A 20708-nucleotide genomic window follows, 5' to 3' on the forward strand; every position below is an offset into this window, starting at 1 on the left:
CACCCACACCCCCCACACCTCTTGATTTTTGAAGTTTAGGTGTTTTATAAGGTGTTCTGATCGCCTGACGGGGGGGGGGCCCCGGGGGCGGCGGCGGCCGGCTGCCGGTGCGGCCGGTCGGCGGCGACCGCCTGCGACAGCCGGGTCCATCCCGCGTCCACGTCCACGGGGACCTCGACGTCCAGTGCCGCCCGGGTCAGCTGCGCGTCCCGCTCGGCGGTGGCGAGCCCGGACCGGCAGGCCGGGCAACCGGCGACGTGCTCACGATCGGCGTCGGCGACGCCGGCCGGCTCGTCCAGCAGCCGGCGCAGCGTGCCGTCAGTCGGATGACGCATGACGGTTCAACTCCTTGCGTAGGGCGGATTCGGCGCGCCGCACGGTGGTGCCCACGCTGCCGGGGGAAAGATCCAGGGCGGCCGCCACCTCGGCGTAGCTGAGGCCGCTGTGCCGCAGCACCAGGGCCACGGCGTGCTTGCGAGGGAGCCGGGCCAGCGCCGAGCGCACCCGGCGGCGCTCCTCGAGGGTCACGACGGTGTCGGCGACATCGGGCCAGACGGCGCCGTCGTCACCGGCGGCCTCCTCCCGGGCGGCGCGTCGCCGGGTGGAACGCAGATGGTTGAGCGCGGTGTGCGCCGCGGCGACGGACAACCAGCCCACCGCCTCCCCGGCCGGCACCGCCGAGCGCCCGAAGGTCAGGAACACCTCCTGCGCCACGTCCTCGGCCTCGTCCCGGGAGCCGAGCACCCGGGCGGCGACCGCGACGACCCGCGGATAGGCACTGCGGAAGACCTGTTCGAGGTCGGCTCGCACGGCCCCGCGTACCGAAGGAGTCGACACCGCCCCGACACTCTCCCGCCCAGCCGGCCTGACGAGCTTCACATCTTGCTCCACATCTACAGAGCACCGCCGGTGCCGCGGATGTGACACCCGGACGGACCCCAGCCTCGATCGTGTCCGGCCGGGGTTCGCCGCGCTGGACTTCCCGGCCGAGGCCGGGCACTGCGAGAATGCCGGCATGGATGACACCAGGACGGACACGCGGGACGACCCGGACAACGGCGCCGCGATGGGCCGGCGGGCCTTCTTCGGCCGGGCGCTGCTGGCGGCCGGCGCCGTGGGCGGGCTGCTGACGCTCACCGGCTGCCCCGGCGGCGAGCAGGACGACGACGATGACGATGACGGGGACGACGACTAGCGGCCGGACGTCCCGCACCGTCGCGGTCGCCCTGGCCGGCGGCGCCGTCGTGGCCGGCGTCGCCTGGGCGACCGGCACCGCGTTCGGCTACCGCGGACCGGCCTTCGCCTGGGTGCTGCACTTCCTGCTGATGGGATGGATCTCCGGCGTCCTGGACGCCGCGCGGCCGCGGCTGGCCGGCGCCTGGTTCCGGGTACGCGACTGGGAGCCGGCCGTGTACCGCCGGCTCGGCGCGTGGTGGTACCTGCGGTTGCTGCGCGCGATCGGCTGGGAGCGGCTGATGCGCGGCGGCCGCGGCTTCACCGGCACCCGGGAGTCGCTCGCGGTGCTGGACGAGCAGACCCGCTCCGCGGAATGCGGCCACCTCGTGGTCGCCGTCGTGGTGAGCGGGGTTTCGGTCGTGGCGGCCGGGGCCGGGGCCTGGGACGCCGTCGCCTGGCTGTCCGGCCTCACGGTGCTCCTGCACGTCTTCCCGGTGCTGCTTCAGCGGGCCCTGCGCGCGCGCATCCAACGCCTGCGGTCGCGGGGCGAGGACGTACGCGGGGCGTATCCGCGGGATGGCCGGTGACGTTGAGCTGGTGGCGATCATGCCAGCAGCCGTCAGGAGCCGCCCATGCTGCCACCGCACCCGCCCGCGCCCGCCGTCCGGCTCGGAGCGTTGCCCCGTCGTGGCCTGTTCGCCCTCGGCGGCGCCGCGCTGACGGTGGCGCTCACCCCGGTCGCCGCCTCGGCCGCGACGACAGCCGTCCCGCTCCGGCGGAATCCGTTCGCGCTCGGGGTCGCCTCGGGTGATCCGCTGCCCGACGGCGTGGTGCTGTGGACCAGGCTCGCGCCGCGGCCGCTGGAGCCCATGGGCGGGCTGCCGTTCGCGAGCTACCCCGTGCAGTGGCAGGTCGCCGAGGATGCCGCCTTCCGGCAGGTGGTGCGCTCCGGCACGGCGACCGCACGGGCCGAGTACGGCCACTCGGTCCACGTCGACGTGCGCGGCCTGCGGCCCGGCCGGGACTACCACTACCGGTTCCGTACCGGGGCGCACCTCAGCCCGACCGGCCGTACGCGCACCGCACCCGCCGTCTCAGCCTCCCCGTCGGTGCTGCGTTTCGGGGTCGCGTCCTGCCAGGCCTACGGCGACGGGTACTTCTCCGCCTACCGGCACCTGGCCGCGGAGGACCTCGACGTGGTCTTCTTCCTCGGCGACTACATCTACGAGAACGCCCTCACCAGCGCCGGCGGCAACCGGCTGGATCCCGGTCTCCACCTGCCGGACACGTTCGAGCTGCCGGTCGACACCCTCGACCTCTACCGGATGCGGTACGCGCTGTACCGCTCGGACCCGGACCTGCAGGCCGCGCACGCCGCCGTCCCGTGGGTGCTGACCTGGGACGACCACGAGGTCCAGGACAACTACGCCGCCGGGGTGCCCCGCTTCGACCTCCCGGCCCGGGACTTCCTCGTGCAGCGGGCCAACGCCTACCGGGCGTACTGGGAGAACCAGCCCCTGCGCCGCCCGCAGCAGCCGTCCGGCGCGGGCATGCGGCTGCACCGCCGGCTGCGGTTCGGCGATCTCGCCGAGGCGCACGTCCTCGACACCCGGCAGTACCGCTCGGACCAGGCCTGCGGCGACGGGCTGCGGGCAGACTGCGGGCAGCGCGACGACCCCCGCCGTACCCTGCTCGGCGCGGCCCAGCGCGGCTGGCTGCTCGACGGCATGCAGCGGGGACGCGCCCGCTGGAACCTTCTGGCCCAGCAGGTGATGATGGCCGAGTGCCGCTACGGCGCGGACCCTCCCCTGCTCGACATGGACAAGTGGGACGGCTACGGGGCCGATCGCGACCGGGTCCTGCGGACGGCCGCCCGGGTCCCTGGCACCGTCGTCCTCACCGGAGACATCCACGTCAACTACGCGGCCGACCTGCGCCCGGACTTCGCCCGGCCGCAGTCACCCGCCGTGGCGGTGGAACTGGTCGGCACGTCCATCTCCAGCGGCGGCAACGGTACGGACAGCACGCCGGTTCTGGACCAGCAGCGGCGCGACAGTCCGCACCTGCTCTTCGCCAACGCCCAGCGCGGCTACCTGCGCTGCACGCTGACTCGCCACACCCTGCGCGCCGACTACCGGACGCTGCCCTACATCAACCGTCCCGGCGCGCCCGTCACCACCCGGGCCTCGTTCGTGTCCCATCGCGACCGTCCGGGCCTGAGCCCGATCTGAGGGACCATGGACCACACCCGGGCACACCGTGCCGCCGCCCTGCTCACCGCCGTCGTCACCGCGGTGTGCGGCCCGTCGCCCGCCACCGCCGGCCCGTCCCGCACTGGAGTGCGGCTGTCGGTCGGTCCCGCGAGCCTGCCGATCACCACCGGGCAGTGCAACGGCGGGCAGCTTCTGCTGCGCCTGACCAACAGCGGACGGACCCCGGTCTACGCCGACGCCGTTCTCACCGCCCCCGAGGCCCTGCACCTGCCCCGGCGGCTCATCTCGACGTGGCTGCCGGCTGGTTACACCCGTACCGTGCCGGTGGCGGTCAGCGCCACGACCGGAACGCCGGCCGGCAGGTACACCGTACGGGTGGCCAGCGGGGCGCAGCGGGCTGCCGTACCGGTCGCCGTGTCACCCGCCCGGCCGACCACCGACCTGGCCCGGTCCGCGGCCCGGGCCACCGCCTCGTCGTCCCGGACCGGCTTCCCGGTGTGCGGGGCGGTCGACGGCGACGCCGACCCGGCCCACTGGGGCACCGGCACCGGCTGGGCCGACGGCACCGGCCGGCAGTGGCCCGACTGGTACGCCCTCACCTGGTCCCGCCCCCAGCAGCTGACCCGCGTCACCGTCACCACGGTCGGCTCCCCGCAGTATCCGACCGCCCGGTACGGCCTGCGCGACTGGGACGTCCAGCTCGCCACCCACACCGGCTGGCGCACGGTCGCCGAGGTCCGCGGCAACACCGCCCGGACGGTGAGCAGCACCTTCCCGAGGCACCCCAGCTCCGCCCTGCGACTGGTCACCCTCGCCGCCAACGGCCTGAACGACCAGTCCCGGATCGTCGAACTGGCGATCTCCTAGAATCCCTCGGACGGTCTGTCGACATTGGCCGGAGCCGCCCAGCATGATGGTCCGGAGGGGGAGATCGATGCCGGATCAGGCGTACGACGTGATTGTGGTCGGTGCACGGTGTGCGGGGTCGCCCGTGGCGATGCTGCTGGCCCGCCGGGGCTACCGCGTGCTGGTGGTGGACCGGGCGACGTTCCCGAGTGACACCGTGTCCACCCACTTCATCCATCCGCCGGGTGTCGACGCGCTGCGCCGGTGGGGGCTGCTGGACCACATCACGGCCACGGGCTGCCCGCCCATCTCCCGGTACACGTTCGACTTCGGGCCGGTCACCCTGGCCGGTGCGCCCGGGACCGAGCAGTCCCCGGTGGCGTACGCGCCGCGGCGGACGGTGCTCGACAAGATCCTGCTCGACGCCGCCGCGGCCGCCGGGGCGGAGGTCCGCGAGGGGTTCACCGTGGAGGAGGTGCGGGTCGCCGACGGTGAGCCGGCCGAGATCCGCGGACGGGACGCCGGTGGCTCGCCCGTGGTGGAGCGGGCCCGGGTGGTCGTCGGGGCCGACGGGCGCAACTCGGTGGTCGCCAAGGCCGTGCAACCCCGGCAGTACCACGAGCTGCCCCCGCTGACCTGCGGCTACTACTCGTACTGGAGCAACCTGCCGACCGACGGCACGTTCGAGATCTACAGCCGGACCGGGCGCGGCTGGGCGGTCTGCCCGACCCACGACGATCTCACCATGGTCATCGGTGGCTGGCCGTACGCCGAACTGGCCGAGCACCGCAACGACATCGAGGGCACCCTGCGGGAGACGTTCGCCATGGCGCCCGCTTTCACCGAGCGGCTCGCCGGGGCCAAGCGGGAGAGCCGGTTCGTCGGCACGTCGGTGCCGAACTACTTCCGCACGCCGTTCGGTCCGGGCTGGGCGCTGGTCGGCGACGCCGGCTACAACCGGGACTTCATCACCGCCCAGGGCATCACGGACGCCTTCCACGACGCCGAGCTCTGCGCGGACGCGCTCGACCAGGCGCTGGGCGGCGCCCGGCCGTACGCCGAGGCGATGGGCGACTACTGGTCGACCCGCGACGAGCGGGTGCTGCCGATGTATGAGATGACGGCGCAGATCGCCTCGCTGCAGCCGCCGGACCCGCAGATGGTGCAGCTGCTCACGGCCGTCCAGGGCAACCAGGACGCGATGGACGCCTTCGCCCGGGTGAACTCGGGCGCCACGCCGGCGGCGGAGTTCTTCGCCCCTGACAACATCGGCCGCATCATGAGCCAGGCGGCGCAGATCTGACCGCCGGTGGGTGTTCCGGTCAGGTCGCGGTGCAGGTCACGGCCGGTGGGGTGTTGGTGCCGGTCCACGTGCCGACGAAACCGAAAGTGGTGCTGGCCGCTGCGGCGAGAGCGCCGTTGTAGGTCTCGTTGCGTGCTTTCACCACGGCACCGCTGGTGGACAGCACCGCGTTCCAGGCTTGACTGATGCGCTGGCCGTCGGCGAAGGTCAGGGTGACGGCCCAGCTCCGGACGGCGGTGGCGCCTGCACTGACCCGTACCTCTCCTTGGAAGCCGCCGGCCCACTGACCGGCGGACGTGTAGGTCGCCGTGCAGCCGGCGCTCGCCGGCGGCACCGGATTCGACGGGGACGGTGCAGGGGCCGACGGGGTCGGGGACGGCGAGGTGGTCGCCCCGCCCCAGGCGGCCGGGCCGTCGAGCCAGGCCGCGCGCCGGGTCATCCAGCTGCGCATGACCTGCACCTGACCCGCCCAGGTCGGGGAGGTGTCGGTGACGAACGGCCCGACCGTCCGCGAGCCCAGGTTGGGCCAGCGCTGGAAGTTGCGCTGGGCCGCCGCGGTCAGCGGGCTGCTGAGCGTGTCGACGCGGGCGTTGAGCGAGGCGTCGGAGAGCAGGCCGCGGCGCAGCTCCTGCCAGCGGGCCTTGAGGTCGTTCTGGAACGCGGAATCGGTCAGCAGGATCTGGAACCAGTCGTTGGCCTGCGGCGACCGGGTCTGCTGGTACTGCCAGCCGGCGGTCTGCTCGTTGCCGAAGAAGCCGCCGGTGCCGAAGGTCAGGTCGTAGTCCCACAGCGGCCCGGCCACGATCGGGCCCTCGCGGTCCTTGTAGAAGTACGTGCTGCGCAGGTACGAGTCCATCTCCCGGCTGAACTCGTTGAGGATCACCAGGTCGACCCAGGACCTGGTGTCGATCCAGCTGCGGTAGCCGGTCTGCGGATCGGCGAACCGGGAGCTGTGCAGCATGTCGTGGAACTGTTGCAGGTACTGCGTCAGCCAGGAGTTCTGTGGCGCGTTCAGCGGTGACGGGTCCTCGACCTCGAGGTAGTTCCAGCAGGTCGCGGCCGGTCCCGTACAGGTGAGGGTTGGTTCCTCGGCGGCCAGCCACTCGAACTTGAAGATGTAGCCACCACTGATCTTGGGCAGGGTGGTGTCGGCCTCCTTGAGCTGCTTGAGGTCGAGCCGCTCCTTGCTGTTCTTGATCGTCTCGACCAGCATGTAGACGCCCTGGTAGTCGGCCGCGGCCACGGGTGCGGAGTCGACGTTGAGGTAGAGCTCGACGAAGCGGTACCGCTGCGTCGCCATGCCCATCTCCCGGCCGAGGTCGTAGACCAGCGCCTCGCGGATCAGCGATTTGTCGCTGAACGGCCCCCGCAGCACCCAGTCGGAGTCGGCCGGCATCCCCAGCAGGGGCAGATCCGCGTCGTCGTCGGTGTTGTCACGCAGCTCCAGCCGGTAGGGCGCCTTGTCGAACGTGGCCGAGGACTGCCCGCGCAGGTGGATACCGGCTCGGGAGGCGACGGCCGGGGCCGCGGCGAGAGAGGTACGCCCACCCGCGGTGTCGAAGACCATGGCGGCGGCGTCCACATAGTCACGTCCGGGCTTGCCTTTGCCGTAGTCGTCGATCAGCATCAGCGGCAGGTCGTGCTGGGCGTCGAACGAGCGGGCCAAGTACATCGCGGTGCCGGGCGCGCCGGTGGCCGTACCGTTGACGAAGGCCTGGGCCCGCAGCTGGGTGGTCCCGGTCAGGCTCAGCGCCCGGCCGGGGTAGGCGGTGGACGTGGCGGCCGGCGGCCGGCCGTCCGTGGTGTACCGGATCTCGGCGCCGGCGATCGTGCTGCTCAGCGCCGCCGAGACCGATCCCTGGAAGGTGCCGCTCGGCACCGAGAACGTGATGTCGCCGGTCAGCTCGTCCGGCGCCGCGGCCGCCGGGGCGGCGGCGCGCGGCGAGCGCCCCGCTTCGGCGCGGGCGCTGACGGTGAGGGCGAGCGGGGTGACGACGCACAGGGCGATGAGTGCGCCGAGGACCTTCGGTATCCGCCTAGCCATGGACCAGTTCCTCTCTCGCAGCGGTGAAGTGGCGCCGGAGCACCCGCCGCCAGGGCGCCGCCGGAAGATCCGGGCGGAGGGCGGCCAGTCCGGTGGCGTACTTGGAGAGGGCGACGGGACGGTGACCCCGGCGCCACAGCTCCCGGTCCGCGCGGGAGGCGGCCGAACCGGTCTTGGTCTCCACGATCGCCGTCTCCGGCAGCCGCACCTCGTCGTCGTCGGTGCTCCACCGCAGGGCCGTGTCGACGGTGACCCGGCTGTCGGTGTCGGGCAGCAGCAGCGTGAAGCGCAGATATGCGGTACGCAGCGCCGAGGCGAGCACGACGTGATCGCCGGCCGGCAGACCGTGGCGGGCGAAGACGTCGTCGACGAAAGCCCGCCCGTCCGCCACGGTGTGCTGCTGCTCGCGGTCGTGCGGGACCCGGTACTTGACCGTGCTGCCGCGCGGGCCGGGCACCTTCACCTCCAGCCAGCAGCTGCCGGAGTCGACGTACGTGCGGGTCCGGACCTTGAACCGGCGGCGGTGCCGGTGGGCGGTCCGGTGGTAGCCGCCGAGCTCGGGGGTGTCGAAGTAGAGCGACTCGTAGGCGAACTGCCTGATCCCGTTGATCTCGAGCACCACGGCGTGCGGGGCGAGCGCGTCGAGCAGCAGGCCGGCGGCGTCGAGGGGCATGACGTACTTGCGGTCGACGCGGGTCTGCAGGGCGGCGCGTTCCTCCAGGTCGGCCAGGCCGATCCGGGGCAGCGTGTCCAGAGCGGCGAAGTCCATGACCGTGGTCATCCTCGCGCCGCGTACGCGGCCGGGCTCACCGGCGCCACTGCCCGGGACGAGGTGCGGGCGTACCGCACGTCGACCACCGTGGAGTCGTTGATCAGGTCCACCCGCAGCGGGCGCGCGGAGTGCACCTTGCCGTCGAGCAGGTGCTCGAGCAGGCTGATCAGCTCCTCGCGGTTGGTGACGACGGAGTCCAGCACGACCGTCTGGTGCTCGTACCGGCTGAACACCCGCCGGTTGTCGACGATCGCCATGACGGCCAGGATCAGGCCCATCAGCGCGATGTTGCGCCAGATCGAGACGGTGTCGAGCGCGCCCAGCAGGCCGAGCGCGAGCGCGGAGAAGAAGTACGCGACCTCGTGCTGGTCCAGTTCGGTCGAGCGCAGCCGGATGATCGACAGCACGCCGAACAGCGCGAAGCCCAGGCCCAGCCCGGCGCCGGAGCCGGTGGTGCGGAGCGCGTCGGCCACGGCCAGGACCCCGATGTTGACACCGAAGTAGGCCACCATCAGGTCCCGGCGCCGGTGCCGCGGGAAGTACAACCCGAGCACGAGCACGCTGACGGCCAGCACCTCGGCCCCGAGCAAGACGAATGCGGACATGCGCCGGTCCTCCTCGCGCAACGTGATGATCCGAAAGTTCCGGAACAAGAACGGAACTTGGCGGGCAGACTAAAACCGCCATTCGACGCATGTCAATGTTAATCTGCGCTTAACCGTGGGGATTTGTGCGCTCAACAAGCGCTTCACCAGCCCGGGCGGCACCACGGAGATCGCCCGCTGAGTTTCGGAAGTTTCGGCGTCCCAAGCCGCTCATCCCACAACTTGGGAGCGCTCCCATATATTGATGAGCGTCATTGCTTTAAGCGTTAACTTTTTCTACTCTGCGAGCACCCCATTCCCCGTCCCGCAAGGAGTGCCATGTCTTCCCATCGCTTCGCCGCTCCGGTGTGGTCGCTCTTCCGCATCGTCGTCGGCCTGCTGTTCCTCTGCCACGGACTGGCCTCGGTCTTCGGCGTCCTCGGCGGCAACCGCGGCTCGGGCCAGGCGATCGAGCCCGGCACCTGGCCCACCTGGTATGCCGGGGTGATCCAGCTGGTCTGCGGCGCCCTCGTGCTGGCCGGCCTGGCCACCCGGCCCGCGGCGATCCTCGCCTCCGGCTCGATGGCGTACGCCTACTTCGTGGTCCACCAGCCGCAGGGCGCCCTGCCGATCCAGAACGGCGGCGTCACCCCGGCGCTGTACGCCTGGACCTTCCTCACCATCGCCGTGCTGGGCGCCGGCCCGTGGTCGATCGACGCGCTCATCGCCCGCCGCCGGGACACGACGGCCGTCACGGCCCCCGAGAGCCAGCTCGCCGGCAGCCGGGGATAGCTCAGCGGGCCGCGAACGCCAGCGCCACACACCAGACGAGCAGAGCGGCACTGCCCCCGCAGGCCGCCGTCCTGACCCGGTCCGCGACCCGCAGCCGGCGGTAGGGCCCGTCAGCGAAGCCGTCCCGTTGCAGCAGCAGGTGCGACGGGACGGCCGCGGTGACGGTGGCCAGCAACGCGATCAGCCCACCGGCGGCGATCAGCGAAGCCACCCAGAGCGGCACCGCGGCCGGCCGGACCAGCGGCAGGGCCAGGCAGGCGGCGAAGCTGACGAAGCCCGGGACGATCACCACCGGAAGGATCTGCCGGCTGTACCCCCGGTGATAAGCCACGAACGCCCCGGCCGGGACAGCGGCGTAGAGCGGGTAACTCACCCGCGTGGTGAGCGCGGAGACGCCGCCGACGTAGGCCGTCAACGCCGCCAGCGCGAGCAGGTAGGCATGCGCGAAGTCCATGCTGGGATCTCCTCAGAATCGGATACAGCGCCGCTGTATCGAAATGACCGTAGCATGGGGACGTGCCGCGCCCACCCGCTCCTTCCCGTCGCACCTACGACAGTTCCGGCCGCCAGGAGCAGGCCCGGCGGCGCCGGGCGGCGATCCTCGACGCCTGCCGGGAGGGCCTGCTCCGGCACGGGTACGCGGGCCTGACCATCCGCGCGGTGGCCGAGGCCGCCGGAGTCTCGCAGGAGACCGTCTACAAGACCTTCGGCGGCAAACGCGGCCTGGTCAAAGCGATGTACGACGTGACCCTGGCCGGCGACGACGCGCCCGTACCGATGGGCGACCGACCCGAGGTGCGGGCCCTGCTCGCCGAGCCGGACCCTTCTTTCAAGATCGCGGCGTATGCCCGCATCGCCCGCGGTGTCTCCGAACGGCTCGGAGCCGTGACCGCCGCCCTCGCCACCGGCGGCACCGAAGCCGCCGAGCTCGCAGCCGAGACCGACCGGGAGCGCCTGGCCGGCGTCACCGCCTTCGTCGGCCACCTCGCCGCTGCCGGGCACCTGCCCGCCGGGCGCGATCCCGCCCAGGCGGCCGACGAGGCGTGGTTGCTGACCGCACCCGAGGTCTACCGGCTGTGCACGACCGCCCGCGGCTGGCCACCCGAGCGCTACGAGGACTGGCTCCGCCGGATGCTCACCGCGGCCATCCTCGAAGGACCCGGCTGAACCTCCCCGGGCCGGGCCGGACAGGGCTGAGCAAAACCCGGGTGCGGCGGCCGGGCGGTCTGGCTAGCGTCCGGGCGTGGCCCACACCTATCCCCCGCTGAACGTCGAGATCCGCACGCCGCACCTGACCCTGGCCGGTGCGTCCGACGACCTGCTGGATCGTCTGGTGCCGCTGGTGCGGGCCGGGATCGCCGACACGGCGCCGTGGCCGTTCGACGACCCGATGTCGCTCTACGCCGACAATCCGGAGCGCGAATGGCGGTGGCTGCGCGGCATCTGGGCCGGCCGGGCCCAGGTGACCCCGGATGCCTGGCGGCTGTACTTCGTCGTGCTCGTCGACGGCGAACCCGTCGGCATGCAGGATCTGATCGGCACGAACTTCACCCGGTTCGGCACGGTGACCAGCTTCTCGTGGCTGGCCCCGGGCAGCCGCGGGCGAGGGCTGGGCAAGGAGATGCGGGCGGCGGTCCTGCACCTGGCCTTCGCCGGACTGGGCGCACGGGAGGCCGGCAGCGACGCCTTCGTCGACAACGAGGCGTCCAACCGCGTCTCCCGCGCCCTGGGCTACGAACCGAACGGCACGGACTGGGACAGCCGCCGTGGCGAGGCCGCGCAGGTCCAGCGGTGGCGGCTCACCCGGGACGCGTGGCAGCGGATCCGCCGTGCGGACATCGACCTGTCCGGCGTCGAGCAGTGCCGGCCCGTACTGGGCATCGACTAGCGCCACTCACATTGCGCCGCTTCACCCGGAGGGTTACAGTCGGCCGGCGTGGGAGCGCTCCCACGCACCCGTCCTCCCCCCTTTGATCCGACGGAGCCCCCCTTCATGCGCAGCCTCAAACTCAAGCTCCTCGCGGCCGGTGGGATCGTCGCCGCCGCCTCGGCGGTGGCTTTGATCGCCCTGCCGGCGTCCGCGGAGACCGCCGCGTTCACCGTGACGAACTCCTGGAGCTCCGGCTACCAGGCGAACGTGGTGGTCAAGAACGACACCTCGGCGACCATCTCCACCTGGCGGGTGGAGCTCAGCCTGCCCGCCGGGACCACCGTGGTCAACAGCTGGAACGCCACCCAGGCGAGCTCCGGCGGCACGTACACCTTCACGCCGGCCGGCTGGAACGCCACCCTCGCCGCGGGCGCCTCGACCGAGTTCGGCCTGGTCGTCAACGGCACCGGGCGGCCCACCACCTGCACGGTCAACGGCCGCTCCTGCAACGGCTCCGGCACGCCGTCGTCACCGACCGCGAGCCCGACACCCACGCGGACCACCACGCCCAGCACCCCGACGACCACCGCACCGGCCGGCCGGACGCCGGTGGCGATCAACGGACAGCTGCACGTCTGCGGCGTCAACCTGTGCAACCAGTACAACCGCCCGATCCAGCTGCGGGGCATGAGCACGCACGGTCTGCAGTGGTTCGCCAACTGCTACAACAACGCCTCCCTGGACGCGCTGGCCAACGACTGGCAGGCCGACCTGCTCCGGATCGCGATGTACGTGCAGGAGGGCGGCTACGAGACCAACCCGGCCGGGTTCACCTCCCAGGTCAACAACCTGGTCGACCAGGCCGAGGCCCGCGGCATGTACGCGCTGATCGACTTCCACACCCTCACGCCGGGCGACCCCAACTACAACCTGGAGCGGGCCAAGACCTTCTTCGCCGCGGTCTCCACCCGCAACGCCGCCAAGAAGAACGTGATCTACGAGATCGCGAACGAGCCGAACGGCGTCAGCTGGACCGGCATCAAGAACTACGCCGAGCAGGTCATCCCGGTGATCCGCGCGAACGACCCGGACGCCGTGATCATCGTCGGCACCCGGGGCTGGTCCTCGCTGGGCGTCTCGGACGGTTCCGGCTCCAGCGAGATCACCGCCAACCCGGTCCGGGCCACCAACATCATGTACGCGTTCCACTTCTACGCGGCGTCGCACAAGGACAACTACCGCGCCGAGGTGGAGCGGGCGGCCACCGCGCTGCCGCTGTTCGTGACCGAGTTCGGCACGGTGAGCGCCACCGGTGGCGGCGCCGTCGACACGGCGAGCAGCACGGCGTGGCTCGACCTGCTCGACCGCCTCAAGATCAGCTACGCGAACTGGACGTTCTCCGACGCCGGTGAGGGCAGCGCGGCGTTCAAGGCCGGCACGTGCGCCGGTGGCACGTACGCGGGCACCGGGGTCCTCTCCGAATCGGGTGCGCTGGTGCGCAGCCGGATCCGGACCCCGGACAACTTCCCGACCAGCTGACGGTCAGCTCCGCACGACGATGCCGGTGGGTCTCCGCGACTCACCGGCATCGCCGTGTGCGGGGTGCCGCACGTCCGGGAACGAGCCGTCGCCGAACAGCACCCGCGAAGCGGCGGCCCGCCCGGGCGGAGTCCTCAGCACGGTGCACGCGGCTTCGGCGAGAACCGGTGTCCGCACTACGGACCAGGCGTGACGCATCAGCAGCCGGGTCCGGAAGCGCCTGCGCAGCGCGCCGCCGTCGTAGTGCCGCAACACCGACAAGTCGCCCGTACGCAGGTAGTCGGCGATCACCGCGGCGGCCAGCTCAGCCATGCGCAGGCACGGATCGAGGCCACCGGCGGTCAGCGGGGACACCGCGCCGGCCGCGTCGCCGACCAGCAGCCCCCGCGCGCAGGCGAGCCGGCGCAGCACGCCGCCGACCGGGATCGGCCCGCCGCGGCGCTGCACCGCTCCGGTCGCGGCCGGCAGCGCGCCGAACCGCCGGCCGAAGGTACGCAGCAGCTCGGGCAGTGGTCCGGCCAGGCGGTCCGGGCGCCCGGCCAGCCCGACGTGCGCGTGCCGTCCGTCGTCGACGACCCAGGCGAGGTAGCCGGGAGCGAGCCGCGGGTCGAGCACACAGTGGAACGTCGGCTCGGCGGCGCCGCCGGCCACCGGGAAGACCTCCTCGACGCCCACGATGAGCCGGCGGTTGACGTCGAGTCCGAGCCGGCGCGCGACCGTCGACCGGGCACCGTCCGCGCCGACGGTGAAGCGGGCCGCGACGCCGGGCACCGGGTAGGAGACGCCGAGCCGTACCCGCGCGCCGGCGAGCCGCGCGGCCGCCAGGGCGTGGGCGTAGACGCCGGCCATGTCGGCCACCCGGAACTCGTCGCGCCCGCTGACCAGCTCGACCGGCTCGCGCAGCGACGGCGGATAGAGCAGGACCCGGCGGATCGCCGGACCGAGCTCCCCGGCCGGCAGGGCGAAGTCCTCGAGGGTACGGCGCACGAAGATCCCGGTTGTGCGGATGCCAGTGTCCAGGGTGCTGCGCCGGTCGACCACGAGCACGTCGAGGCCGCGCCGGGCCAGCAGCCGGGCGGTGTGCAGACCGGCCAGACCGGCCCCGACGACCAGGACATCCACCATCTCCATGACCGCGACGGTAACGGCGCCGGGGACCTGTGGCGGCCGCGCGCTCAACACCTTCACGGACTCTCCCCGGACCGTCCATCCTTGCAAACCGTACGTACGTATTGTTGGATGAGGGGCATGCCGCTGCTGCCGGAACCCGGCCCGATCCGGACCCTCGCCGCCGTCACGCTGGTCAACACCATCGGCAACGGGCTGTGGATGACGTCGAGCGCGCTGTTCCTCACCCGTTCCGTCGGCCTGTCCGTCGGGCAGACCGGCCTCGCCCTCACCCTGGTCGCCCTGATCAGCCTGGTGACCAGCACCCCGGTGGGCTACCTGGCCGACCGGCTCGGACCGCGCGGGGTGGCGATCGGGGCCCTGGTCGCGCTCGGTCTCTGCGAGACGGCGATGGTCGGGGTCCGGTCGATGGCCGGGTTCCTGGTGGTGGCCGCCCCGATGGCGGTCTTCGAGGCGGCCCAGCGGGCGGCCCGCGGCGCGATCATCGGCGGGGCCGTGCCGCCCGGGCAACGCGTGTACACCCGCGCTTACCTGCGCTCGATCACCAACGTCGGGATCACCGTCGGAGCGGCCGTCGCCGGCATCGGCCTGACGGTGGACACCCGGACGGCGTACCTGTCATTGATCCTGGGGGACGCGGCGACCTTCCTGCTCGCCGCCGCCGTGCTCACCCGGCTCGCCCCGATCGCCCCGGCGCCGCGAGCCGGGACCGGGCCGCGGCTGACCGCGCTGCGGGACCGGCCGTTCCTCGCCTTCGTCGTGCTGGACGGCCTGCTGGCCACCAACTTCGGCCTCTTCGAGGTGGCCCTGCCGCTCTGGATCGCCGACCGCACCGACGCGCCGCACTGGATGATCTCGGTGGTGTTCGTGGTGAACACCGTGGCCGTGGTGCTCTTCCAGGTGCGCGCCGCCCGGGGCACCGACACGCTGGCCGGGGCCGCCCGCGCTTCCCGCCGGGCCGGCTTCGGCCTGCTGCTGGCCTGCCTGATCTTCTCGCTGACCGCGGGCACCGGTCTCGCGCTGACCGTGACGCTGCTGGTCGTCGCCGCGCTGGTGCAGGTGACCGCCGAGATGTGGTACTCGGCCGGCGGCTGGGCCATCTCCTTCGGCCTGGCCCCCGAGCACGCGCACGGCCAGTACCAGGGGACGTACGCGATGGGCCACCAGTTCGGCCAGATGGTCGCCCCGGCGGCGGTCACCACCCTCACCCTCGGCTGGGGCACCCCGGGCTGGCTGGTGCTGGGGGCGGCGTTCGCGGTGGTCGGCTGCCTCGTGCCGCCGGTCGTGCGCCGGGCCGCCGAGCACCGCGAGCCGGCGGCGAGCTACTCGGCTTCATCCTCCTGATGAACCGGGGAGGCGGTGAGCAGGTCGAGCTCCCACCGCGCGGAGTACACCTCACTGTCCTCGTCGGCGGCGACCAGATAGGAGCTGACCCGTACGCCCAGGCCCAGCTGGTCGGCCGCGCGCAGGTGCTCGACCAGCTCGTCGACGCTGGCCAGGTAGTGCGTGGCGATCAGCTCGGGGGCGGGCTCGGCGGTCGTCTCGTCAAGGATCTTGCTTTCCACGTCGGTCACGGCACCCAGCGTAGAGGCGGGCGGTGCCCGGGTCAGCGCACACCCCCACGGCGGATCCTCGCCTCGGCGTCGCGGAGCACCCGGGGCACCAGCCGGCGGTGGACGGCCGAGCACGGCGGCCAGACCGCACCGGCCGGATGCCGGCGGTAGTGCACGAAGGTCACCAGCGAGACCCGGCCGGCGCCGGTCTCGACGATCAGGTCGGCGGCCAGGAACCAGGAAGCCGCCTCGAGCCGGATCCAGTCCTGGCCGTGGCCGCCGATCCGCCAACCGGCCACGGTGGCCGCCGAGGGGTGCCGGCTGAGCCGCAGGCCCAGCACCCCACGCCAGATGAACACCTCGGCCGCGCTGGGGACGTCGCCGAACATCGCGCGGGCCCACCGCTCCGGCGAGGCCTGGACGTCGGTGACGAGGCCGAAGCGGTCGGCGTAGTCGATCTCCGGCACCGAGCTGAGCGTGCGGACGGATCCGGGGATGTGCATCTCACGATCTCCGTTCTGTATACGCTACCGTATAACGGCAGGCTAACCGATGTATACGCTGGCGTATAGACAGAGCGAGGAACTTGTGGGCGCGACTCGTACGACCCGGGACAGGTGGATCGAGGAAGGTCTGGCGGTGCTGGCGACCGGCGGTCCGGACGCCGTCCGGGTCGAGGCGCTGGCCAAGCGGCTCGGCGTCACCAAGGGCGGGTTCTACGGCTCCTTCGCCGACCGGGACGCGCTGCTGGTGGCCATGCTCGACACCTGGGAGCGGGAGAGCACCGACGACGTGCTGGCGCGCGTCGAGCGCGAGGGCGGCGACCCGCGGACCCGGATCCGGCGCGCCGGCGTGCTGACCTTCTCCAGCGGCCGGCTGCTCCCGATCGACCTGGCGGTCCGCGACTGGGCCCGGCGCGACGAGGCGGTCGCCGCACGCCTGCGCCGGGTCGACAACCGGCGCATGGCGCTGCTGCGCGAGATGATCGGCACCTTCTGCGCCGACCCCGAGGAGGTCGAGGCCCGCAGCCTGCTGGCCTTCTGCGTGGCGATCGGCGAGCACTTCCTCGCCGCCGATCACGGCGACCGTACCCGGGCCCAGGTCCTCACCCGCGCCGCCGACCTGGTGCTCGACCGCCCCCACGAGGACCCGGAACGCGGGCCGTCACCCGTCAGGTGATGTCGCGGCGCACGGTCGTCACGACCGCGGCCACCGCGAAGGCGACGGCGTATCCGGCCAGGGCGAGCCCGGCCTGCCACTGCGGCGGGCCGTCGAGGGCGGTGGGCAGCCGGTCCAGGGCGGAGCCCAGCGCGAAGGGCAACCACCGGTCGGCGTCCCCGATGAGCTGCCCGACGATGCCCTCCACCAGAGTCAGCCAGGCCAGCGCGGCCGCGACCGCGCCGAGCAGGTTGGTCACCAGCGCCCCGACGCCGACGCCGATCGCGGCGAAGGCGGCGTTCCAGCCGATGCCTCCGAGCACCGTGCGCCACAGGTCCCAGGACGAGAGGTCCAGCGAGGAGCCCTTGGCGGCGAGCCAGACGGCGGTGGTGACCAGCGCGGTGAGGGCGGCGGCCGCCCCGAAGACGACCCCGGCCGCGGTGTAGACGCCGAGCTTGGCCAGCACCACCCGGTAGCGCCGCGGGGTCGCGAGGTAGGCGTCACTGATCGTGCGGTGCCGGTACTCCCCCGCGACCGCCATGATCCCGAGCACCAGGGTGAACAGCGAGACCAGCCCAATGTGGGCCACCGCCTCGCGCTGCGCGCCGGGCGAGAGGACGTCGTCCCGGCTGACCATCAGCCCGGTGACCCCGGCGACGATGACGAGCTGCGCGGCGCCGAGCAGCAGCCAGCCGCTGCGGACCGTCCGCAGTTTGCGGAACTCGGCGGCGAGGATCATCGGGTGCTTCCTTCCAGCTCGGTGGTCAGGCGCAGGAAGGCCGACTCCAGGGTGTCGCCGCCGGCCGACAGCTCGGCGAGCGGCCCGGCGAAGCGCAGCACCCCGCCGTTGACGATGAGGACCCGGTCGGCGGTCTGCGCCACCTCGGCCAGGATGTGACTGGACACCACGACGGTGCGGCCCTGGTCGGCGAGCTGCCGCAACAGCCCGCGCAGCCAGGCCATCCCACCCGGATCGAGGCCGTTGCCGGGCTCGTCGAGGATCAGTACCCGCGGGTCGCCGATCAGGGCCGAGGCCAGGCCGAGCCGCTGCCGCATGCCCAGCGAGTAGCCGCTGACCCGGCGCCCGCCGTCCGCGGCCAGTCCCACCTCGTCCAGCACCGCGTCGGCCCGGGTCGCGGGCAGCCCGGCCAGCTGCGCCTGGATGAGCAGGTGGTCGCGAGCGGTGCGGCCGGGATGGAAGCCGGACGCCTCGAGCAGGGCGCCGACGACCCGGCGGGGCCGGGGCAGCTCGGCGTAGGGACGCCCGTCCACGGTCGCCGTGCCGGCGGTCGGCTTGACCAGGCCGAGCAGCATCCGCAGGGTGGTGGTCTTGCCGGCCCCGTTGGGGCCGAGGAAGCCGGTCACTCCCGGCCCGAGATCGAAGCTGAGATCGTGTACGGCGGTCACGGCGCCGAACCGTTTGGTGAGTCCTCGGACGGACACGTCGGTCATCGCAGTCCCTTCGTGGTGAGCGCAACGACACCGACTCTCGCGTCTCGCGTACGCGTTCTCGTCGCCTCAGCGGGGCATCTTCGCCGTACCGCGGGCGCGGTATGCCGCTGATGCCGCCACCAGGGGAAGCGCCGGGACGCCGGGCGGCCGTACGGTGTGGCCATGCACGTCATCGCCCACCTGCGACGGGTGGCCCACGCCCGCCCGCACCTCGCCGACGCGGCGATCGCGGCCCTGGTGTGGGTGGCGGCGTTGCTGACCACCGCGGGGCCGCATCATCTGCGGGAGTTCGTCCCGCTGCTGCTGGCGACGGTCGCGTGCCTGGCGCTGGTGGTGCGGCGGCGCTGGCCGTACCCGGTGCTGCTGGTCAGCACGGTGGCCGCCGAGCTGTTCCTGGCCCACCAGCCGGGGACCGGCGACACCCTGATCCTGGCCGCGCCGCTGGTCGCGCTCTACACCGTGGCCGAGAGCAGTGACCGCCGGCGGTCGCTGCTCGTCGGCGGGCTGCTGGTGCTGGCGCTCGGCGCGTTCCACACGGTCGGGGCGCCGGCGCGCTGGCTCGGACCGGAGAACGTCGCCCTGGCCGCGCTCGGCGGCCTCGCCGTGGCCGCCGGTGCGGCGTCGCGCAACCGGCGGGCCTATCTGGCCGAGGTGCTGCTGCGGGCCGAGGACGCCGAGCGCGACCGCGAGGCCGAGACCCGGCGCCGGCTGACCGAGGAACGCCTGCGCATCGCCCGCGACCTGCACGACAGCGTCGGCCACCACCTCGCGCTGATCAACGTGCAGGCGGGCGTCGCCCGGCACGTGCTGACCGGCCAGCCGGCCCCGGTCCGCGAGACGTTCGACCAGATCCGGCAGGGCAGCCGGGCCGCGCTCGACGAGCTGCGCGACACCGTCGGACTGCTGCGCCGGCCGGAGGACGTGAGCGCACCCGTGGAGCCGACGGTCGGCCTGGCCGCGCTCGACGACCTGCTGAGCTCGTTCACCCGCTCGGGCCTGCGGATCACCTGCGACCGGCACGGCGATACGACGCGCCTGTCCTGGGCCGCGGACGTGACGGCCTACCGGGTCGTCCAGGAATCGCTGACCAATGTGTGCAAGCACGCCGGCCCGGTCGAGGTGCGGCTCAGCCTGCGTCGCGAGCGGGAGACGCTGACGGTGACCGTCGACAACGACGGCCCCACGGTCTCCGGGCCGGCGAACACCGGGCCCGCGGCCACCGGCCCCGCAGTCACCGGCCCCACGGTCACCGGGCCGGCGGTCACTGGGCCGGCGGTCGCCGGGCCAACGGTCACTGGGCCCGCAGTCACCGGGCCGGCCGTCACCGGGCCGGCGGCGGGCGTGCACGGCATCATCGGGATGCGGGAACGTGTGGCGGCGCTCGGCGGCACCCTGCTGGCCGGCCCCCGGGCCACCGGCGACGGCTTCCGGGTCACCGCGGTCCTGCCGGCGGGGCACCCGGCGTGACCGACGAACCGATCCGGGTGCTGCTCGCCGACGACCAGCCGCTCCTGCTGGCCAGTTTCGCGACGCTGATCGCCGCCACCGCGGGCATGTGCGTCGCCGGCACGGCCCGCACCGGCACCGAGGCCGTCGCCCTGGCCCGCGCGGCGCGCGCCGACGTGGTGCTGATGGACATCCGGATGCCGGAGCTCGACGGGCTGGCCGCGACCCGGCTGATCACCGCCGACGAGGATCTGGCCGGGGTGCGGGTGCTGATCCTGACCACGTTCGAGATCGACGAGTACGTCTTCGCGGCGTTACGCAGCGGCGCCAGCGGCTTCCTGGGCAAGAGCGCGGAGCCGGAGGAGCTGTTGCACGCCATCCGGGTCGTGCACCGTGGCGACGCCCTGCTGACCCCAGCGGCGACCCGCAGCCTCATCGCCCGCTACCTGGCCCGTCCCGAACGCAGCGGGGAGGTCTCCGCGCACCGGCTGGCCGAGCTGACCGAGCGGGAGCGGGAGGTGCTCGTCCTGGTGGCGTCGGGACTGTCCAACAGCGACATCGCCGCCCATCTGACGCTGAGCCCGCACACGGTCAAGACCCACATCAACCGCACGATGATGAAGGTGGGGGCGCACGACCGGGCCCAGCTGGTCGTGCTGGCGTACGAGAGCGGGCTGATCCGGCCGGGCGGAGCGGCCTGACCGGGCAGCCGACCGGGCGGAACGGCCGAGGGTCGCCGGGCCCGGGCGGGGGCCCGCGCCACCGGGGGGGGGAGCGGGTGGGTTTCACTGCCACCCCGGGGCGGGGGGGGTGGGGGGGGCCCCAGCCCGGC

General features: G+C 73.0%; 24 protein-coding genes. 13 read left to right on the top strand and 11 right to left on the bottom strand.

Features of this window, described 5'->3' with window-relative positions; genetic code table 11:
- Positions 1–44: 44 nt before the first annotated feature.
- Together ACWEOZ_RS42760 and ACWEOZ_RS42765 are read right to left on the bottom strand one after the other, a co-directional pair.
- The gene (locus ACWEOZ_RS42760) at positions 45–335 is read right to left on the bottom strand and encodes a hypothetical protein (protein WP_451916398.1); all 291 of its coding nucleotides are present in this window, start codon (positions 333–335) and stop codon (positions 45–47) included.
- Positions 319–837, bottom strand: coding sequence for a sigma-70 family RNA polymerase sigma factor (locus tag ACWEOZ_RS42765; protein ID WP_451916399.1), 519 nt, complete (start codon positions 835–837; stop codon positions 319–321). Before ACWEOZ_RS42765 ends, ACWEOZ_RS42760 begins: the two co-directional genes overlap by 17 nt.
- 178 nt (positions 838–1015) lie before the next feature.
- Here ACWEOZ_RS42765 and ACWEOZ_RS42770 point away from each other — a divergent pair, with 178 nt between their 5' ends.
- From ACWEOZ_RS42770 to ACWEOZ_RS42790, 5 genes are all read left to right on the top strand, one after another.
- A complete protein-coding gene (locus tag ACWEOZ_RS42770; RefSeq protein WP_451916400.1) occupies positions 1016–1195 on the top strand; it encodes a hypothetical protein in 180 nt (59 codons plus the stop codon).
- Entirely contained in the window at positions 1170–1763 is a 594-nt protein-coding gene (locus ACWEOZ_RS42775) for a glycosyl-4,4'-diaponeurosporenoate acyltransferase CrtO family protein (RefSeq protein WP_451916401.1), read from the top strand. The genes ACWEOZ_RS42770 and ACWEOZ_RS42775 overlap by 26 nt, the downstream gene beginning before the upstream one ends.
- 45 nt (positions 1764–1808) lie before the next feature.
- On the top strand, positions 1809–3407 hold the full coding sequence (locus ACWEOZ_RS42780) for an alkaline phosphatase D family protein (protein ID WP_451916402.1): 1599 nt from the start codon (positions 1809–1811) through the stop codon (positions 3405–3407).
- A 6-nt stretch (positions 3408–3413) separates the two neighbouring features.
- Entirely contained in the window at positions 3414–4256 is an 843-nt protein-coding gene (locus ACWEOZ_RS42785) for a hypothetical protein (RefSeq protein WP_451916403.1), read from the top strand.
- Between the two features lie 67 nt (positions 4257–4323).
- A complete protein-coding gene (locus tag ACWEOZ_RS42790) occupies positions 4324–5538 on the top strand; it encodes an NAD(P)/FAD-dependent oxidoreductase (RefSeq protein ID WP_451916404.1) in 1215 nt (404 codons plus the stop codon).
- Between the two features lie 19 nt (positions 5539–5557).
- Here the strand turns inward: ACWEOZ_RS42790 and ACWEOZ_RS42795 are convergent, their stop codons facing one another.
- From ACWEOZ_RS42795 to ACWEOZ_RS42805, 3 genes are read right to left on the bottom strand one after another with little or no spacing between them, the layout of a single operon-like run.
- Positions 5558–7582: a CotH kinase family protein gene (locus ACWEOZ_RS42795; RefSeq protein ID WP_451916405.1), complete on the bottom strand. Its 2025-nt coding sequence runs from the start codon at positions 7580–7582 to the stop codon at positions 5558–5560.
- Positions 7575–8363 (bottom strand): polyphosphate polymerase domain-containing protein, encoded by a 789-nt coding sequence (locus ACWEOZ_RS42800; protein WP_451916406.1) that lies wholly within the window; start codon positions 8361–8363, stop codon positions 7575–7577. The genes ACWEOZ_RS42795 and ACWEOZ_RS42800 overlap by 8 nt, the downstream gene beginning before the upstream one ends.
- Complete coding sequence (locus ACWEOZ_RS42805; RefSeq protein ID WP_451916407.1) at positions 8360–8959, bottom strand: DUF4956 domain-containing protein; 600 nt, start codon at positions 8957–8959, stop codon at positions 8360–8362. The genes ACWEOZ_RS42800 and ACWEOZ_RS42805 overlap by 4 nt, the downstream gene beginning before the upstream one ends.
- 318 nt (positions 8960–9277) lie before the next feature.
- Between ACWEOZ_RS42805 and ACWEOZ_RS42810 the strand changes: the two genes are divergently transcribed.
- The gene (locus ACWEOZ_RS42810; RefSeq protein ID WP_451916408.1) at positions 9278–9730 is read left to right on the top strand and encodes a DoxX family protein; all 453 of its coding nucleotides are present in this window, start codon (positions 9278–9280) and stop codon (positions 9728–9730) included.
- Between the two features lies 1 nt (position 9731).
- Here ACWEOZ_RS42810 and ACWEOZ_RS42815 read toward each other — a convergent pair whose 3' ends face one another.
- The gene (locus tag ACWEOZ_RS42815) at positions 9732–10184 is read right to left on the bottom strand and encodes a hypothetical protein (RefSeq protein ID WP_451916409.1); all 453 of its coding nucleotides are present in this window, start codon (positions 10182–10184) and stop codon (positions 9732–9734) included.
- A 62-nt stretch (positions 10185–10246) separates the two neighbouring features.
- On the opposite strand from ACWEOZ_RS42815, the gene ACWEOZ_RS42820 reads away from it, so the two are divergent.
- The 3 genes from ACWEOZ_RS42820 to ACWEOZ_RS42830 all read left to right on the top strand — a co-directional run bounded on the left by ACWEOZ_RS42820 (position 10247) and on the right by ACWEOZ_RS42830 (position 13139).
- On the top strand, positions 10247–10897 hold the full coding sequence (locus ACWEOZ_RS42820; protein ID WP_451916410.1) for a TetR/AcrR family transcriptional regulator: 651 nt from the start codon (positions 10247–10249) through the stop codon (positions 10895–10897).
- 76 nt (positions 10898–10973) lie between these two features.
- Positions 10974–11618, top strand: coding sequence for a GNAT family N-acetyltransferase (locus ACWEOZ_RS42825; RefSeq protein WP_451916411.1), 645 nt, complete (start codon positions 10974–10976; stop codon positions 11616–11618).
- A gap of 105 nt (positions 11619–11723) precedes the next feature.
- Complete coding sequence (locus ACWEOZ_RS42830; RefSeq protein ID WP_451916412.1) at positions 11724–13139, top strand: cellulase family glycosylhydrolase; 1416 nt, start codon at positions 11724–11726, stop codon at positions 13137–13139.
- 3 nt (positions 13140–13142) lie between these two features.
- Here ACWEOZ_RS42830 and ACWEOZ_RS42835 read toward each other — a convergent pair whose 3' ends face one another.
- Positions 13143–14270, bottom strand: coding sequence for an FAD-dependent oxidoreductase (locus ACWEOZ_RS42835; protein WP_451916413.1), 1128 nt, complete (start codon positions 14268–14270; stop codon positions 13143–13145).
- A gap of 117 nt (positions 14271–14387) precedes the next feature.
- Between ACWEOZ_RS42835 and ACWEOZ_RS42840 the strand changes: the two genes are divergently transcribed.
- On the top strand, positions 14388–15611 hold the full coding sequence (locus ACWEOZ_RS42840) for an MFS transporter (RefSeq protein ID WP_451916414.1): 1224 nt from the start codon (positions 14388–14390) through the stop codon (positions 15609–15611).
- Here the strand turns inward: ACWEOZ_RS42840 and ACWEOZ_RS42845 are convergent.
- Together ACWEOZ_RS42845 and ACWEOZ_RS42850 are read right to left on the bottom strand one after the other, a co-directional pair.
- Entirely contained in the window at positions 15590–15841 is a 252-nt protein-coding gene (locus ACWEOZ_RS42845; RefSeq protein ID WP_360556431.1) for a hypothetical protein, read from the bottom strand. The two genes, ACWEOZ_RS42840 and ACWEOZ_RS42845, sit on opposite strands and share 22 nt — an antisense overlap.
- A gap of 32 nt (positions 15842–15873) precedes the next feature.
- A complete protein-coding gene (locus ACWEOZ_RS42850; RefSeq protein ID WP_451916415.1) occupies positions 15874–16323 on the bottom strand; it encodes a hypothetical protein in 450 nt (149 codons plus the stop codon).
- An 85-nt stretch (positions 16324–16408) separates the two neighbouring features.
- Here ACWEOZ_RS42850 and ACWEOZ_RS42855 point away from each other — a divergent pair, with 85 nt between their 5' ends.
- Positions 16409–16999 (top strand): TetR/AcrR family transcriptional regulator, encoded by a 591-nt coding sequence (locus ACWEOZ_RS42855; RefSeq protein ID WP_451916416.1) that lies wholly within the window; start codon positions 16409–16411, stop codon positions 16997–16999.
- Here ACWEOZ_RS42855 and ACWEOZ_RS42860 read toward each other — a convergent pair.
- Together ACWEOZ_RS42860 and ACWEOZ_RS42865 are read right to left on the bottom strand one after the other, a co-directional pair.
- The gene (locus tag ACWEOZ_RS42860) at positions 16992–17717 is read right to left on the bottom strand and encodes a hypothetical protein (RefSeq protein WP_451916417.1); all 726 of its coding nucleotides are present in this window, start codon (positions 17715–17717) and stop codon (positions 16992–16994) included. The genes ACWEOZ_RS42855 and ACWEOZ_RS42860 overlap by 8 nt on opposite strands.
- A complete protein-coding gene (locus tag ACWEOZ_RS42865) occupies positions 17714–18430 on the bottom strand; it encodes an ABC transporter ATP-binding protein (RefSeq protein ID WP_451916418.1) in 717 nt (238 codons plus the stop codon). Before ACWEOZ_RS42865 ends, ACWEOZ_RS42860 begins: the two co-directional genes overlap by 4 nt.
- Before the next feature lie 162 nt (positions 18431–18592).
- Between ACWEOZ_RS42865 and ACWEOZ_RS42870 the strand changes: the two genes are divergently transcribed.
- Together ACWEOZ_RS42870 and ACWEOZ_RS42875 are read left to right on the top strand one after the other, a co-directional pair.
- Positions 18593–19897 carry a histidine kinase gene (locus ACWEOZ_RS42870; RefSeq protein WP_451916419.1) on the top strand — a complete coding sequence of 435 codons (1305 nt, stop codon included), beginning with the start codon at positions 18593–18595 and terminating at the stop codon, positions 19895–19897.
- Positions 19894–20577 carry a response regulator gene (locus ACWEOZ_RS42875; RefSeq protein WP_451916420.1) on the top strand — a complete coding sequence of 228 codons (684 nt, stop codon included), beginning with the start codon at positions 19894–19896 and terminating at the stop codon, positions 20575–20577. The genes ACWEOZ_RS42870 and ACWEOZ_RS42875 overlap by 4 nt, the downstream gene beginning before the upstream one ends.
- Positions 20578–20708: the final 131 nt, after the last annotated feature.

The organism is Actinoplanes sp. NPDC004185 (assembly GCF_053603475.1).

Coding starts and splice junctions, on each gene's coding strand:
- ACWEOZ_RS42770 (WP_451916400.1), top strand. CDS start 1,016: ATGGATGACACCAGGACGGACACGCGGGACGACCCGGACAACGGCGCC.
- ACWEOZ_RS42810 (WP_451916408.1), top strand. CDS start 9,278: ATGTCTTCCCATCGCTTCGCCGCTCCGGTGTGGTCGCTCTTCCGCATC.
- ACWEOZ_RS42840 (WP_451916414.1), top strand. CDS start 14,388: ATGCCGCTGCTGCCGGAACCCGGCCCGATCCGGACCCTCGCCGCCGTC.
- ACWEOZ_RS42815 (WP_451916409.1), bottom strand. CDS start 10,184: ATGGACTTCGCGCATGCCTACCTGCTCGCGCTGGCGGCGTTGACGGCC.
- ACWEOZ_RS42785 (WP_451916403.1), top strand. CDS start 3,414: ATGGACCACACCCGGGCACACCGTGCCGCCGCCCTGCTCACCGCCGTC.
- ACWEOZ_RS42865 (WP_451916418.1), bottom strand. CDS start 18,430: ATGACCGACGTGTCCGTCCGAGGACTCACCAAACGGTTCGGCGCCGTG.
- ACWEOZ_RS42795 (WP_451916405.1), bottom strand. CDS start 7,582: ATGGCTAGGCGGATACCGAAGGTCCTCGGCGCACTCATCGCCCTGTGC.
- ACWEOZ_RS42775 (WP_451916401.1), top strand. CDS start 1,170: ATGACGATGACGGGGACGACGACTAGCGGCCGGACGTCCCGCACCGTC.
- ACWEOZ_RS42790 (WP_451916404.1), top strand. CDS start 4,324: ATGCCGGATCAGGCGTACGACGTGATTGTGGTCGGTGCACGGTGTGCG.
- ACWEOZ_RS42830 (WP_451916412.1), top strand. CDS start 11,724: ATGCGCAGCCTCAAACTCAAGCTCCTCGCGGCCGGTGGGATCGTCGCC.
- ACWEOZ_RS42760 (WP_451916398.1), bottom strand. CDS start 335: ATGCGTCATCCGACTGACGGCACGCTGCGCCGGCTGCTGGACGAGCCG.
- ACWEOZ_RS42870 (WP_451916419.1), top strand. CDS start 18,593: ATGCACGTCATCGCCCACCTGCGACGGGTGGCCCACGCCCGCCCGCAC.
- ACWEOZ_RS42805 (WP_451916407.1), bottom strand. CDS start 8,959: ATGTCCGCATTCGTCTTGCTCGGGGCCGAGGTGCTGGCCGTCAGCGTG.
- ACWEOZ_RS42835 (WP_451916413.1), bottom strand. CDS start 14,270: ATGGAGATGGTGGATGTCCTGGTCGTCGGGGCCGGTCTGGCCGGTCTG.
- ACWEOZ_RS42860 (WP_451916417.1), bottom strand. CDS start 17,717: ATGATCCTCGCCGCCGAGTTCCGCAAACTGCGGACGGTCCGCAGCGGC.
- ACWEOZ_RS42800 (WP_451916406.1), bottom strand. CDS start 8,363: ATGACCACGGTCATGGACTTCGCCGCTCTGGACACGCTGCCCCGGATC.
- ACWEOZ_RS42850 (WP_451916415.1), bottom strand. CDS start 16,323: ATGCACATCCCCGGATCCGTCCGCACGCTCAGCTCGGTGCCGGAGATC.
- ACWEOZ_RS42780 (WP_451916402.1), top strand. CDS start 1,809: ATGCTGCCACCGCACCCGCCCGCGCCCGCCGTCCGGCTCGGAGCGTTG.